Origin of the sequence: Intrasporangium sp. (assembly GCF_051961875.1) — a bacterium.
Classification (GTDB): Bacteria; Actinomycetota; Actinomycetes; order Actinomycetales; family Dermatophilaceae; genus Intrasporangium_A.
Map to the genome: position 1 here is coordinate 48131 of NZ_JBQCCV010000125.1, position 14427 is coordinate 62557.

Below are 14427 nucleotides of genomic sequence, written 5' to 3' on the forward strand. Positions count from 1 at the left end.
ATCAGTGGGCGGTCCAGCCGCCGTCCATCGTGAACGATGAGCCCGTCACGGACGCTGCCGCAGGCCCGCACAGGAAGAGGCTGAGGGCGGCGACCTCGCTCGGCTCGACCAGCCGCTTGACGGCAACGGGGGAGAGCATGACGGTCTCCACGACCTCGGACTCCGGGATGCCGTGCGTGACTGCCTGGTCGTGGATCTGCTTCTCGACGAGCGGTGTCCGGACGTAGGCGGGGTTGACGCAGTTGGACGTCACCCCGTGGGCCGCACCCTCGAGCGCGGTGACCTTGGACAGGCCCTCGAGTCCGTGCTTGGCGGTCACGTAGGCCGACTTGAACTCGCTCGCCCGCAGCCCGTGGACGCTGGAGACGTTGATGACCCGGCCCCACCCTCGCGCGTACATGTGGGGGAGCGACTGCCGGATGAGCCGGAACGGCGAGGCGAGCATCAGGGCGATGATGAAGTCGAACTTCTCGAGCGGGAAGTCCTGGATCGGGGACACGTGCTGGATGCCCGCGTTGTTGACGAGGATGTCGATGTCGGTCGGCAGGGCGCCGAGGCCGTCGAGGTCTGACAGGTCCGCGACGACCGGCTCGATGCCTGGTTCGCGCGTGAGCGCTTCGAGACCGGCCGCGTCGAGGTCGACGGCGTGGACCCGGGCGCCGGCGTGCGCGAGGGCCGTGGCGATGGCCGCACCGATGCCGCTCGCCGCGCCCGTCACCAACGCGGTCCGGTTGCGAAGGTCGACCGTGTCGAGCGCGGGTAGGTGTGCGGAGAGGGGGGCGTCGGCCATGCGGGAAGACTAAGGACGGCCAGACCCCGTGCTCATGTGGTGACCCGACACATTCCGACCGGATCCATGTGGGCGGTCACGCCTCTCAGGACGAGGCGGAACCAAGGCCCCCAACCTCCGCTGCATCCTCGTCAGATGTCGCGCCTTCGGCGACACTTCCTCGACTCCGCTGCGGCCGGGCGCCTCCCCTTGCCGCGCTTCCTCGACTCCGCTGCGGCCGGGCGCCTCGCAAGCTCGGCCCCCTACCTCCGCTACATCTTCGTCAGCACGGAGCAAGCTCGGCCCCCAACCTCCGCTGCATCCTCGTCAGATGTCGCGGAAGACCTCGACCGTCGCGCCCAGCGCATTAAGGCGCTCGGCCAGGTCCTCGTAGCCCCGGTTGATCACGTAGACGTTTCGGAGCACCGACGTGCCCGGTGTCGCGAGCATGGCGAGGAGGATCACGACGGCCGGGCGCAGCGCCGGCGGACAGCCCACCTCGGCGGCCCGCCAGCGCGTGGGCCCCTCGACGATGACGCGGTGCGGGTCGAGCAGCTGGACGCGCGCCCCGAGCTTGGTCAGCTCGGTGAGGTAGATGGCACGGTTCTCGTAGACCCAGTCGTGGATCATCGTCGATCCCTGCGCCACCGCCCCGATGAGGGCGAAGAACGGCAGGTTGTCGATGTTGAGGCCTGGGAACGGCATCGGGTGGATCTTGTCGGTCGGTGCGTGCAGCGGGCCCGGGATCGTGGTCACGTCGACGAGACGGGTGCGGCCGTTGGCCGACCGGTACTCGTCCGAGATCCGGTACTTCATCCCCATGCCCTCGAGGGTCGCCAGCTCGATCTCGATGAACTCGATCGGGACCCGCTCGATGGTGATCTCGGAGTCGGTGACGACGGCCGCGGCGATGAGGCTCATCGCCTCGATCGGGTCCTCGCTGGGGGAGTACTCGACGTCGACGTCGATGTCGGCGACGCCGGTGACGGTGAGCGTCGTCGTCCCGATGCCCTCGATGGTGACGCCGAGCCTCTCCAGGAAGAAGCACAGGTCCTGGACCATGTAGTTGGGGCTCGCGTTGCGGATGATCGTGGTGCCGGGGTTGCGGGCGGCGGCCATGAGGACGTTCTCGGTGACCGTGTCGCCGCGCTCGGTGAGGATGATCGGGCGGGTCGGGCGGACCGAGGGATCGCAGGTGGCCTCGTAGGCGCCGTGGGTCGCCGTCACGTGGAGCCCGAAGTACCGGAGCGCCGCGAGGTGCGGCTCCACCGTGCGGGTGCCGAGGTCACAGCCCCCGGCGTACGGCAGCTTGAAGCTCGGGTGCTCGTGCAGGAGCGGCCCGAGGAACATGATGACCGTGCGGGTCCGGCGGGCCGCGTCGACGTCGATGGCCTCGAGGTCGAGGTGCTCGGGCGGCACGATCTCGAGGTCGTTGCTGTCCGGCAGCCACCGGGTGCGCACACCGATCGAGGCGAGGACCTCGAGGATCCGGTTGACCTCCTCGATCCGGGCGAGGTTGCGCAGCGTGGTGCGACCCCGGTTGAGCAGCGCGGCGCAGAGCAGGGCCACTGCCGCGTTCTTCGAGGTCTTGACGTCGATCGAGCCCGAGAGCTTGCGGCCACCGACGATGCGAAGGTGCTGCGCTCCTGGGTAGCCGACCGAGACGAACTCGGAGTCGAGCGCGTCACCGATCCGCGCGAGCATCTCGAGGCTCATGTTCTGCTTGCCGGCCTCGATGCGGGTCACCGCACTCTGAGACGTGCCGAGCAGCTCGGCGAGCTCGGCCTGGGTGAGGCCCTTGTGGCGTCGGGCGTCCCGGATGAGGCCGCCGATCCGTTTCAGATAACGCTGATGTGGCACGGGGGAAGAGTAACTCATATATGAGTTACCAGCGAGTCGACGGGCGGGTGCTCAGCCGGCGTGCGGGACGGGGTTCTCGTTGCTGGCGAGGGCGATGAGCGGCGCAGTGATCGTAACCTGCCACTCCCGGGCGCCCGCTGTCCGGAGCGCCTGGGCGACCTCCTCGGTCGTGGGCGCGGGCGGCGCCTCCCAGAGGTACCGGCGCAGCAGCTCAGGCGTCAGGAGGTTCTCGACCGGGACGGCGAGCTCCTCCGACACCGCACCGATGAGCTCACGGGACCGCGCGAGCCGCGCCGCCGCGATCGGGTCGCGGTCTGCCCAGGACCGAGGTGGTGGTGGACCGGTGTGCGGCAGGTTGAGCTGCGGCAGCTCGTCCTCGCGGAGCGCGAAGGCGGCCCGGATGGCGTCGACGATCAGGTCCTCGTTGCGGCGGATCGACCGCGCGAGACGCGGCTCCTTCGACGCCACGGCGAGGGGCGGTCGGGTGTCGCGTTGGTGCTCGAGCGCGAGCTCCGCGATGGCGGCGTCCGGCAGGATCCGCCCGGGGGACACGTCGCGGCGCTGCGCCAGGGCGTCGCGGTCCTGCCACAGCTCTCGGACGATCGCGAGGCCGCGCCGGGTGCGCACCTTGTGCACTCCAGAAGTGCGCCGCCACGGGTCCACTCGGGGCTCCGGACCCGTGAAGGAGAGCAGGTGGGAGAACTCCTGCCGAGCCCAGCCAAGCTTGCCCTGCCGCTCGAGGTCCTCCGCTACGGCGTCGCGAAGGTCACCGAGCACCTCGACGTCGAGGGCGGCATACCGCAACCACGGCTCGGGCAGTGGCCGTGAGCTCCAGTCGACCGCGCTGTGCTCCTTGGCGAGGCGGAAGCCGAGGTAGTGCTCCACCATGGCGCCGAGCCCGACGCGGGGCAGGCCCGCGAGGCGCCCGCCGAGCTCGGTATCGAAGAGCAGCCGGGGCCGCAGCCCGACCTCGGCGAGGCACACGAGGTCCTGGGTCGCGGCATGGAGGATCCACTCGCCGTCCCCGATCGCGGCATCGACGACGGTGAGGTCGGGGCAGGCGACGGGGTCGATGAGCCAGGTCCCCGACCCCTTGCGGCGCAGCTGCACGAGGTAGGCGTGCTGGCCGTAGCGGTAGCCGGAGGCCCGTTCGGCGTCGAGCCCGATGGGGCCGCGCCCGCAGCGCACCGCGTCGGCAGCCTCGGAAAGCCCGGACGGGTCGGAGACGATGTCGGGGACCCCCTCGACGGGAGCGGCGCGCAGCTCGAGCTGCTCCGAGACGCCCGTCGGCTGGTCGGCGCCACTCACCGGCGCGGGCCCGGCAACGGGACGACGCCGTCGGGCAGTGGGGGGATGCCGGCGATCGTGCAGAGCATGTCGCCCCATGCGCGCAGGTGGTCGGTGAGCGCCTCGTCCGTGGGGGTCCACGAGGCGCGGATCTCCATCTCGACGCTGGCGCCCCGGTCCGCGAGACCGCCGAAACCCTCGCTCACCACGCGGGTCACCGTGCCGGCCTCGGCGGTCCAGTGCAGGCCGCGTCCTTGGAGACCGTCGACGAGCCAGGACCAGCCGACGGCACCGAGCATCGGGTCGGAGGCGAGCTCGGGCTCGAGCTCCGCACGGGCGAACGTGACGATCCGCCAGGCCCCGTCCCAGGCGTCCGGAAAGGACGGGTCGTGGAGCAGGACGAAGCGCCCGGTCGCGAGCTCGCCCTCGGGGTCGGTCGGGTCGAGCACGTCGCCGGTCAGCGCCGCCGCATGCGGGGCGATCCGGCTGGGCGCCGGAACCTCGGTGAGCCGCACCTCGGGACGCAGCCGCACATCGCGGAGGGCGGCCAGCACCCTCGCGAAATCCGCGCCGTGCGCGCCCGGCAGCGTCCTCGTGTGCACCTGACGAGGGTATGCCGCGCACCTCGGTTCTGTCCGGAGGCCACGCCGAGCGGGTGGCTCGGTGCGCTCCCCGCGCGTGGCAGGATGAGGCGGTGCCCTCACTAGCCCCTCCTCGTACCCGGTCCAGCGACCTCGTGCGTGCAGCCCGCCGCGAGCCGGTGTCGCGGACGCCGGTCTGGTTCATGCGTCAGGCCGGACGGTCCCTGCCCGAGTACCGGGCCGTCCGCGAGGGGACCACGATGCTCGAGGCCTGTACGCGCCCCGAGCTCGTCGCGGAGATCACCGTCCAACCGGTCCGGCGCCACGGCGTCGACGCGGCGATCTTCTTCAGCGACATCGTCGTGCCGCTCAAGGCGGTGGGACTCGACCTCGACATCGTCGCCGGCGTGGGTCCGGTCGTCGCCGAGCCGATCCGCTCGCGCGCCGACCTCGACCGGCTGCCGGAGCTGACGAGTGAGCACGTCCCGTACATCACCGACGCGGTCCGGCTCCTCGTCGCCGAGCTCGGCGACACCCCGCTCATCGGGTTCGCCGGGGCACCGTTCACGCTCGCGTCCTACCTCGTGGAGGGCGGGCCGTCGAAGAACCACGTCCGCACCAAGGCGCTGATGCACGGCGACCCCGACCTGTGGCACGCGCTCTGCGATCGGCTGGCCCAGATCTCCGGCGCGTTCCTGCGTGTCCAGGCAGAGGCCGGCGCGAGCGTGGTCCAGCTCTTCGACTCCTGGGTCGGGGCGCTGTCGCGGGCCGACTACAGCCGCTACGTCCAGCCGCACTCGGCCAAGGCGCTCGCGGCCGTCGCCGACCTCGACGTCCCGCGGATCCACTTCGGCGTCGGCACCGGCGAGCTGCTCCCGCTCATGGGCGCCACGGGCGCCGAGGTCGTCGGCGTCGACTACCGGGTCAGTCTCACGGACGCGAGCGACCGGATCGGGCCCGACCACGCGGTGCAGGGCAACCTCGACCCGGCGCTGCTCTTCGCGCCCTGGGACGTGCTGCGCGACATCGTCGTCGACATCGTCGAGCAGGGACGGCGCACCCCCGGCCACATCTTCAACCTCGGCCATGGAGTCCTGCCGGACGTCGACCCGGACGTCCTCACCCGCGTCACCGAGCTCGTCCACGAGGTGTCCACGCGCTGATGGCCGGCGGGTCCCTCGCCCGATCGAGCCTCGTCATGGTCGGCGGCTCCTTCGCGTCACGCGCCCTGGGCGTCGTGCGCGGGGCGCTGATGACGGCGATCATCGGCACCCTCGCCGCCGGTGACGCCTTTGGGCTCGCCAACACCCTGCCCAACGTCCTCTACCTACTCGCCGCGGGCGGCATCCTCAACGCCGTCCTCGTCCCGGCGCTGTCGCGGGCCATGAAGCTCGAGGACGGTGGCCAGGAGTTCACGGACCGGGTCATCACGGTGGCCCTCACCGGGATGGCCGTCCTGACCGGCGTCATCATGCTCGGTGCCGGCTTCTTCGTCTGGCTCCTGAGCGGGGACCGGGGCCCGCAGTTCAGCAGCCTGGCGCTGGCCTTCACCCTGATGTGCCTGCCGCAGGTCTTCTTCTACGGCGTGTATGCCCTGCTCGGGCAGATCCTCAACGCCCGTGAGCGGTTCGGGGCCTTCGCCTGGGCGCCGTTCGTGGCGAACGTCGTCGCGATCGCGGGGCTCGTCGTCTTCATGGTCATCTACCCGGACCCGCACCAGGTCGACGGCGGTGGGCGGCGCCTGCCGCGGCCGCCCGAGGCGTGGACCGGCGGGATGATCTGGCTCTTCGCCGGCACGGCCACGCTGTCGGTGGTCGCCCAGGCGCTCTGGCTCGTCCCGGCGCTGCGCCGCGCCGGGTTCACATACCGGCCGCGGTGGGGCCTGCGCGGCGTCGGGCTGGGCGGGGTGAGCCGGCTCGCCCTCTGGGCCTTCGGCGGCCTGGCGGTGTCGCAGCTCGGCTTCTTCATCAACACCGCGGTCCTCAACCACGCCGCGGGATTCGGCACGGCGAGCCACCCGATCCGCGGGCCACTGCTCTACCAGGTGGCCTTCACGATCTTCATGCTGCCGCACGCCTTCATCGCGGTCTCGATCATCACGGCGCTCTTCCCCCGCCTCTCCCGTGACGCGGCCGATGGAGACACGCCCGCCCTGCTCCGCGACTTCCGCCGGGGCCTGACGCTGCCGCTCGTTGCGAACCTGCCGGTCATGGTCTTCATGATCATCTGCGCGCGGCCGCTCGTCGCGCTGCTCAACCCCGGCATCGACACGGTGTCGATCGAGCTCGGCGGCTATGCCCTGACGGTCATGGTCCTCGGCATCATCCCGTTCGGCATCGACCTGCTCTGCTACCGGACCTTCTTCGCCCTCGACGACGGCCGGGCCCCTCTCCTCATGCAGGTCGTCCTGACCGGCGCGACTGCCGTCGCCGGCGTGCTGACCTACCTCGCGCCACCCCAGTGGGCGCTGGGCATCGTGGCCGCGGGCATGACCGTGGGCAACGTGCTCAGCTCGGGGACCGGCCTGGTGCTGCTCAGGCGCCGCCTCGGCCCGCTCGGCCTGACGCAGGTCCTGGTGTCGACAGCCCGGATCGGTGTCGCGGCCGTCGCCGCCGCCCTCCTCGGCGGTGGGGCCTTCGCCGTTGTCTCGCCCATCGTCGGCGACCTCGCCGAGATGAGCACGTGGCAGCGGGTCTTCGGCAACGGCCTCGTGCTGGCGCTGGCCGGACTCGTGTTCGTCGTGGTCTACCTCGGCGCCGCGGCGGTCCTGCAGGTCCCCGAGGTCCGTGAGGTGGCCGCACTCGCCCGCCGCAAGACCGTCCGCACCCGGCAATAGCGTCAGTCCGCGGGATTCCCGGCAGCCGGACCAGGGGCGGTGGCGCGGCGGCGCACCCACCAGCGACGCCCGAGCACGCCGGCGACGAGCAGCAGGACGAGCCAGGGGAGCAGCACCGCGAGGCCGGTGACGATGACGGCGAGCGAGTCGAGCATGGCGGTCCAGGCCGCGTGCAGCTGGGCGACGAAGCCGCTCGTGGCCGGCGCGGGCTGGGTCGCGCTCGTCCAGAGGCTCACCGTCACGTCCGACGTCGTGGTGCGCCGCTCCAGCGTCGCGAGCCGACTCTCGAGCGAGTCAAGGTCCGCCTGTCGCCGGGTCACCTCGTTCTCGATCGCGATGATCTGCGACACGTTGGTGGCCTTGACCAGCAGGGCGCGGGCCTGCGCGACGGCGTCACGCATGGGACCGATCCGCGCCGACGTGTCGACGTAGCTGTCCGTCAGGTCCTCGCTCTCCGAGGACCGGTACGAGACCGTGCCGATCCGGGACAGCTCCGCCACGACACCGTCCAGCTTCTCGGCGGGAACCCGGACCGTGAGGCGTGCCTCGTTCACGGCGACCGCCGGCACCGACACACCCGCCCCGGACTCACTTGCCGGCGGCCCGCCGGTCGGGTCGGGTGCCGTGACGACGTTCTCCGAGAGCACCTGTCCACCAGCCGCGGCGGTGACCGACCGGACGCTGCCGCTCGCCGCAACGAGATCGGTCACCTTGATGCCGAGCCAGGCGGAGCGCGCCAGCTTGGGTCCGACCACGGGAGCCGCGGCCGCACCGTTCGCCGACCCTTGCGAGAGGGTCGGCCCCGGTTTCGTCACATCGCCAGTGGTCCCCGGCGCGCCCTCCTGGCCCGCGCCCCCACCCAGTGCAGGCTGCCGCAGCGCTGGGGCGGAACCGCTACTGCTGCCGGCGCTGCTCGCATCCGAGCCCACCCGGAACTGCAGCCCGATGACGAACGCGACTGCGACGAGCACCACCACCGCCGCCGCCCATGTTGCGCGCGAGCGGGGCAAACCGCTCGGACCTCGACGGATGACGGTCATCGTCCTGCCTCCATCCCCGGGCGCCCTGTGGCGGCCCTTCACCCGTGCAGACACCGAGGGCGGCTCGATCGTTGCCCGGGCCCGGGTGAAAGAGTGGCGACATGAGTCTGCGTGTTGGGGTCGTCGGTGGTGGGATCAGCGGGCTCGCGGCGGCTTGGGAGCTGGTCCAGGCCGACCCCGGCACGTCGGTCACCGTCTTCGAGGGATCCCCGCAGCTCGGGGGTCGGCTCCGACGGGCCCCTGTGGCGGGGGCGCTCGTCGACGTCGGCGCAGAGTCGGTCCTCTTTCGACGTCCCGAGGCCGTCCAGCTCATCAAGGAGCTCGGTCTGGGCGACCGGCTCACCCACCCCGCACCCGTCGGTGCCTCCATCGTGTCCGGCGGCGCGCGTTGGCCGATGCCGAAGGGGACCCTCATGGGCATCCCCGCCGACCCCGACTCCGTCTCCGGGCTGCTCAGCCCCGCGGAGGTGGAGCGGGCCCGCCACGAGGTCATCACCGGCCCCACCGGCGGGGATGTGGCGATCGGCCGACTCGTCGAGGAGCGGCTCGGTCCCGCGGTCACGGACAAGCTCGTCGAGCCACTCCTGGCGGGCGTGTACGCCGGTCACTCCCGCGCCATCTCCGCCGAGTCGGCCGTCCCCAGCCTGTATGCCGCTGGGCTGGCCGGGACGTCCCTCCTCGAGGCCGCGCGTGAGGCGGTCGCGCCGTCGCAGGGCGCCACGGCCGACCCGCGTCCGGTGTTCGCCACGCTCCAGGGCGGGCTCGGCTCGCTGCCGGGCCTGCTCGCCGAGGCGCTGGTCGCCAAGGGCGTCGAGATCCACCTGGGGACGATGGTCCGCCGGCTGAGCGGCGGTCCGGGCGCCTGGACCCTCACGACCGGGCCGACGATCGACGAGGTGAGCTGGACCTTCGACCGGGTCCTCGTCGCCACTCCCGGCGCACCGGCCGCCCGGCTACTCCGGACCGTCGCGCCCGACGCGGCGGCCCCGCTCTCGAGGATCGACTACGCCTCGATGGCGATCGTCACCTTCGCCTTCCCCGGACCGGTCGACGAGCCGTTCGCCGGCAGCAGCGGGTTCCTCGTGCCACCGACCGAGCCGCTCTCGATCAAGGCCTCGACGTTCAGCTCGGTCAAGTGGCCGTGGCTCGCCGAGACACGGCCGGACCTCACCTTCGTCCGGGCCTCGCTCGGTCGGCACGGGGAGGAGGCGACGCTGCAGCGACCCGACGCCGAGCTGGCGCGCCTGGCGCTCGCCGACCTCGGCCACGTCCTCGGCGTCGCCCTGCCCGCCCCCGTCGACGTGCACGTCCAGCGCTGGGGCGGCGGCCTGCCGCAGTACGGCGTCGGGCACCGCGGGCTCGTCGGCGAGGTACGAGCGGGCCTGCCACCCACGCTGGAAGCAAGCGGGGCGGCATACGACGGGGTCGGGATCCCTGCGTGCATCGGGTCCGGGCGAGCGGCAGCCCGCCGGCTGCTCACCGGATGACCCGATTGGGAGCCGACCGACGTCGGGGGTGATGATGGGGGACATGAGTGACCGGTTGACCCCTTCCCAGATGCGCGAGATCAACGACACCATCCGCTACTCGATGTGGTCGGTGTTCGGCTCCGTTGCCCCCCTCGGCGAGGACCGCGAGACGATCGTGGCAGAGTTCCAGGCCTTCCTCGAGAAGGTCGAGGGGGAGGGCGTCACCGTCCGGGGTCTCTACGACGTCGCGGGCCTGCGTGGTGACGCCGACTTCATGGTGTGGTGGCACGCGGAGACGATCGAGCAGCTGCAGGCGGCCTACCGTGGGCTGCTGCGCACCGGCCTCGGCGAGACGCTCGAGCCGGTCTGGTCCTCGGCGGCCCTGCACCGGCCGGCCGAGTTCAACAAGAGCCACATCCCGGCGTTCATGGCCGACGAGAGGGTCCGCAAGTACGTCTGCGTCTACCCGTTCGTCCGGTCCTACGACTGGTACCTCCTGGACGACGCCGAGCGGCGTGACCTGCTCGTCGAGCACGGCCGGATGGCGCGCGAGTACCCCGACGTGCGGGCCAACACGATCGCGGCCTTCGCACTCGGCGACTACGAGTGGCTCCTCGCCTTCGAGGCGGACGAGCTGCACCGCATCGTCGACCTCATGCGTGAGCTGCGCGCGGCCCGCGCCCGCCTCCACGTCCGCGAGGAGATCCCCTTCTTCACCGGGCCCCGCGTCACGCCCGACGAGCTCGTCGCCACGCTCCGCTGAGTCCCCGGATGGCCTCTTCGCCGGCCCGCTACTTGTCGCGGCCGGTGAAGAGCGTCCAGACCATTGCGGCCAGGGGGATGAGCAGGAACCACTGCCACTGGTGGGTCACGAAGAAGAGGGCGACCGCGCCGAACGAGATCAGGCCCATGAGGGCGCCACGACGGGCCGCCCACGGGTCCTTGACCTCCTCCGAGGTCGCGGCTGGCGTCGCCGACCGGTTCTCGACGGGTAGTCGGTCGGCCGGGTGGGGCAGGTCGGTGAAGAGCCCGTCGAGGTCGGCCCTCGTGACGGCGTCACCGGCGCGGCCGCGGCGGTCCTCGTACTCGTCTGCGTCGAGCCGCCCTGCGTCGAAGTGCTCCTTGAGCAGGCGCTTGGCGGCCTCGCGCTCCTCGTGGCCGATGCGGATCTCCCCGTCACTCATGCGCGCACCCTATCCGCCCGTGCGGCGTGCCTACACGGTGTCGGGGGCGAGCCGTAGGCTGATCGAGTTGATGCAGTAGCGCTGGTCGGTCGGGGTGTCGTACCCCTCGCCCTCGAAGACGTGGCCCAGGTGGGAGCCACAGTTCGCGCATCGCACCTCGACGCGGCGCATCCCGTGCGAGATGTCCTCGAGGTACTCGACGCGGTCACCTGCCAGCGGGGAGTAGAAGGACGGCCAGCCGCAGTGCGACTCGAACTTCGTGTCGCTCCGGAACAGCTCCGACCCGCAGGCACGGCAGGAGTAGACCCCGGCCGTCTTCGTGTCCGTGTACTCGCCCCGGAACGGGGCCTCGGTCCCGGCCTGCCGGAGCACGTGGAACTCCTGCGGGGTGAGGCGCTGCCGCCACTGGTCCTCGGTGAGGTTCAGCCCATAGGTCTTCTGCGATTCGTCGCCCATGTCATGGGCAACGCCGAGCCGCTCCGATTTGTGCCCCGGCCGCGGTGGGGCGCCGGGCGGCCCGAGTCAGCCTGAGAGGCCCTGAGACGCGCTGAGACGTCCTCAGACGACCGAGAGGTCCGCGGGCCTCGTGGTCCGCGGACCTCCCACCAGTGGCGTGGTCCCTCAGGGTCCGTCGGAGGGTCCCTGCCTCCTAGCGGTCACTTCTGCTTCGGCGGCACCGTGCACGTCGTGGTGGCGGTGTTGCCGGCAGGGTCCGTGGCCGTCAGCGTGGCATCGCCCCGGAAGGTGAAGTGCCAGTCGACCGCGCCGCTGAACGGGGTCGTCGTCGAGGTCGAGGCACCGGGTGCCTGCGTCAGCTTGAAGTAGGTCCCGGCGGCGTACGGGCCGAAGGTCGTGCCCGTCCCGTTGTCGCGGATGCTGACCGTGACCTCGCCCAGGTTGTCGTCCGCGACCAGCTGGAAGAAGCCGGCCTGCTGCCAGCCCGCGGGCGTCTTGCCGGCCGGGTTGACACCGGGGCCGCAGGCCACCGTCGGCGGGGTCACGTCGTTGACTCCGATCGAGACGGTCTGCACGAAGTCGTCACCCGCGTCGGCACCGTTGATCTTGAAGCGGGTGGTGCAGGTGAGGGTGCTGCCCTGGGGAGCGTCCGCTGCCACCGAGATCGTCTCGCCGAGCACGACGTCGGCGCCGCTCGTGACCGTCTGGGGCAGAGCCGGGCTGAAGCCCAGGGTCAGTCCGGGCGAGCAGACGGTCTCGGCCGTGACCGTCGCGGGCAGGTTCGTGAGGCCCTCGAGGATGGCCGTGGAGAGACCAGTCGCAGAGACGGAGGAGAAGAACCGCCCTCCCGTGGCAGACGTGATGGCGGTCGCCTGACCGGTCCCGTTGAGACCGTCGCCGCTTCCCGAGTTGACGCTGATCGCGACGACCCTGGCGCTCACTCCCTGCAGCGACGCGATGGCGTCAGCCAGCGTGTGCCCGAGGCTCGGGTCGTGGCCGCTCGCGTCACCGAACCAGACGACGACCCGAGACGAGCCGGGCCGGAAGGTGATCGCGCCTCCGCCGCTGCCGATCTGCCACAGCGCGTTCAGCTGCGCCTCGGGCAGGTCGCCGCCGCCACCGGCGGAGATCCCGTTGACCGCCGCCTGCGCGGTGGTCGGGTTGTCCGTGAGGTCCGTCCGGACGCGGAAGACGCCCGCCCCGTCGACCACGTCCTTGTAGTCGACCACGGCGAACTGGGCGTCTGCCTGCTCTGCCTTGACCGTCGAGACGATCGTCTTCATCTCGGACTGGACGTTCGCGATGGCCGGACCCATGCTGCCCGTCGAGTCGACGACGAGGACGACGTCGGGACGGGGCGGGATCGCCGGTGTGGAGATGGTCTTCGTGACGTGGATGCTGGTGCCGGGGTCGAGGTGTTCGTCGACGGTCGACGGGCGCACACCCGCCGTGGCGATCGACGGAGCAGTCCCCAGCAGTGCTGTCGCGATGACGGCGAGGAGACTGCGGCGCAGCGTGGTTGGCATGATGCGGAACCTCCGAGTGGAGTGACGATGGACGACCGCACGCCCATGCAGGCCCACAATGGCCCGCGAGCGCGGACGGCAGGCCCGGGCCGGGTGGCCCGGAGAAGGTGCCTTCGGTGGCGGCTTCTGTCCATGAGAGCCGGCTGGGAGCGTCCTGATACGTCCGGAATGTCCCCTCGACGCGGCACGCCCTCCTGAGAGGATGAGGCGTGCCGCTGCCGAAGCTCGTCTCACGGCCCCTCCTCGTGGCGGGGGTCGCCGGCGGTAGTGCACTCGTCGGGGCCGCGGGCGGCTCGCTCGCGGCAGGTGCCTACTTCGCGCGGAAGGTCCTGACTCCGGACGAGGAGCAGCCCGACGACGTGGTCGTCCTCGCCTGTCGCGGCCGTGAGGTGACGCTCGGGTTGACCCCGGAGACGATCGTGCCCGGTCGCTACGGGCTCTGGCTCGACGGAGGTGCGGGGCATGCCCGCCTCGGGCAGATCCTCCGTCTCGACGGGGGGTCGGTGACGAGGGAGCTGCTCGGCGTCGACCGCGGACGGGTGCGCCCAGGGCCGGCCCGTTGGGACCAGTACTGGTACTGGGACCGTCCTCGCATGAGCATGGGCATCCCGGACGAGGATGCGATGATCCTCACCGAGCTCGGACCGGTGCCCGCCTGGATCGTCCGACCCGAGTCCGGGCGGGCGACCGGCACGTGGGCGGTCCTGGTGCACGGGCGCGGGGCCCGCAAGGAGGAGACGCTGCGGGCCGTCCCAGTGCTGCGCCGGCAGGGCGTGACCTCCCTCGTCGTCGGCTACCGCAACGACCGGGACGCCCCGCGGGGGCCCGACGGCCGCTATACCCTCGGGCTGTCCGAGTGGCGCGACGTCGACGCCGCGCTGCGCCACGCGGTGCGCCGGGGGGCTCGGCGTGTCGTCCTCTTCGGCTGGTCGATGGGCGGGGCGATCGCGCTGCAGGTACTCGACAACTCGGCCCTGGCGGACCGCATCGCCGGCGTCGTCCTCGACTCGGCGGTCGTGGACTGGGCCGCGGTCATGCGGCACCACGCGCACCTCCAGCGGGTGCCCGGGTGGCTCGTGGGGGTGACGACGGCCCTGATGGGGATGTCGCGGGCCGGCGGCCTCGTCGGGATCCGAGAGCCGATCGACGTGGGTAGAACGGACTGGGTGCGCCGCTCGGCGGAGCTCGACCGGCCCATGCTCGTCATGCACTCGGACGGGGACGACTTCGTGCCGATCGGACCGGCGGCGGAGCTCGCCCGGAGGCGGCCGGATATCGTCCGCTTCGAGCGCTGGGAGATCGCCCGGCACTGTCGGGAGTGGAACTACGACCCCGAACGATGGGAGCGCGTCGTGGGGGAGTTCCTCTCCGAGCTCTGAGCCGCAGCGCATCGGGGAGCCGCCGTGCCGCGTCCGCAGG

13 protein-coding genes are annotated in these 14427 nt (G+C 71.7%); 5 read left to right on the plus strand and 8 right to left on the minus strand.

From position 1 onward, the window contains the following. Window position 1: 1 nt before the first annotated feature. From ACTHJJ_RS07340 to ACTHJJ_RS07355, 4 genes are all read right to left on the minus strand, one after another. Window positions 2–790, minus strand: a complete 789-nt coding sequence (locus tag ACTHJJ_RS07340; RefSeq protein ID WP_440302282.1) for a 3-hydroxybutyrate dehydrogenase — start codon at window positions 788–790, stop codon at window positions 2–4. Between the two features lie 306 nt (window positions 791–1096). Further along, window positions 1097–2629: a helix-turn-helix domain-containing protein gene (locus ACTHJJ_RS07345; protein ID WP_440302283.1), complete on the minus strand. Its 1533-nt coding sequence runs from the start codon at window positions 2627–2629 to the stop codon at window positions 1097–1099. Window positions 2630–2680: 51 nt separating this feature from the next. Next, window positions 2681–3937 carry an HRDC domain-containing protein gene (locus ACTHJJ_RS07350; protein WP_440302284.1) on the minus strand — a complete coding sequence of 419 codons (1257 nt, stop codon included), beginning with the start codon at window positions 3935–3937 and terminating at the stop codon, window positions 2681–2683. Then, the gene (locus ACTHJJ_RS07355; protein WP_440302285.1) at window positions 3934–4518 is read right to left on the minus strand and encodes a DUF3000 domain-containing protein; all 585 of its coding nucleotides are present in this window, start codon (window positions 4516–4518) and stop codon (window positions 3934–3936) included. The genes ACTHJJ_RS07350 and ACTHJJ_RS07355 overlap by 4 nt, the downstream gene beginning before the upstream one ends. Before the next feature lie 92 nt (window positions 4519–4610). Here ACTHJJ_RS07355 and hemE point away from each other — a divergent pair, with 92 nt between their 5' ends. Both hemE and murJ read left to right on the plus strand, forming a co-directional pair. Continuing rightward, complete coding sequence (gene hemE, locus ACTHJJ_RS07360) at window positions 4611–5660, plus strand: uroporphyrinogen decarboxylase (RefSeq protein ID WP_440302286.1); 1050 nt, start codon at window positions 4611–4613, stop codon at window positions 5658–5660. Next, the gene (murJ, locus tag ACTHJJ_RS07365; RefSeq protein WP_440302287.1) at window positions 5660–7333 is read left to right on the plus strand and encodes a murein biosynthesis integral membrane protein MurJ; all 1674 of its coding nucleotides are present in this window, start codon (window positions 5660–5662) and stop codon (window positions 7331–7333) included. Before hemE ends, murJ begins: the two co-directional genes overlap by 1 nt. Window positions 7334–7335: 2 nt before the next feature. Here the strand turns inward: murJ and ACTHJJ_RS07370 are convergent, their stop codons facing one another. After that, window positions 7336–8307 carry a DUF4349 domain-containing protein gene (locus ACTHJJ_RS07370; RefSeq protein ID WP_440302288.1) on the minus strand — a complete coding sequence of 324 codons (972 nt, stop codon included), beginning with the start codon at window positions 8305–8307 and terminating at the stop codon, window positions 7336–7338. Window positions 8308–8474: 167 nt separating this feature from the next. On the opposite strand from ACTHJJ_RS07370, the gene hemG reads away from it, so the two are divergent. Both hemG and hemQ read left to right on the plus strand, forming a co-directional pair. Beyond that, window positions 8475–9860 (plus strand): protoporphyrinogen oxidase, encoded by a 1386-nt coding sequence (hemG, locus tag ACTHJJ_RS07375; protein WP_440302289.1) that lies wholly within the window; start codon window positions 8475–8477, stop codon window positions 9858–9860. Window positions 9861–9903: 43 nt separating this feature from the next. Next, window positions 9904–10605 carry a hydrogen peroxide-dependent heme synthase gene (gene hemQ, locus ACTHJJ_RS07380; protein WP_440302290.1) on the plus strand — a complete coding sequence of 234 codons (702 nt, stop codon included), beginning with the start codon at window positions 9904–9906 and terminating at the stop codon, window positions 10603–10605. A gap of 28 nt (window positions 10606–10633) precedes the next feature. Here the strand turns inward: hemQ and ACTHJJ_RS07385 are convergent, their stop codons facing one another. The 3 genes from ACTHJJ_RS07385 to ACTHJJ_RS07395 all read right to left on the minus strand — a co-directional run bounded on the left by ACTHJJ_RS07385 (window position 10634) and on the right by ACTHJJ_RS07395 (window position 13008). After that, a complete protein-coding gene (locus tag ACTHJJ_RS07385) occupies window positions 10634–11026 on the minus strand; it encodes a DUF1707 SHOCT-like domain-containing protein (RefSeq protein WP_440302291.1) in 393 nt (130 codons plus the stop codon). A gap of 30 nt (window positions 11027–11056) precedes the next feature. Continuing rightward, entirely contained in the window at window positions 11057–11482 is a 426-nt protein-coding gene (gene msrB, locus ACTHJJ_RS07390; RefSeq protein ID WP_440302292.1) for a peptide-methionine (R)-S-oxide reductase MsrB, read from the minus strand. A 200-nt stretch (window positions 11483–11682) separates the two neighbouring features. Further along, on the minus strand, window positions 11683–13008 hold the full coding sequence (locus tag ACTHJJ_RS07395) for a vWA domain-containing protein (protein WP_440302293.1): 1326 nt from the start codon (window positions 13006–13008) through the stop codon (window positions 11683–11685). 209 nt (window positions 13009–13217) lie between these two features. Between ACTHJJ_RS07395 and ACTHJJ_RS07400 the strand changes: the two genes are divergently transcribed. Then, a complete protein-coding gene (locus ACTHJJ_RS07400; protein ID WP_440302294.1) occupies window positions 13218–14387 on the plus strand; it encodes an alpha/beta hydrolase family protein in 1170 nt (389 codons plus the stop codon). The last annotated feature ends 40 nt before the right edge of the window (window positions 14388–14427 follow it).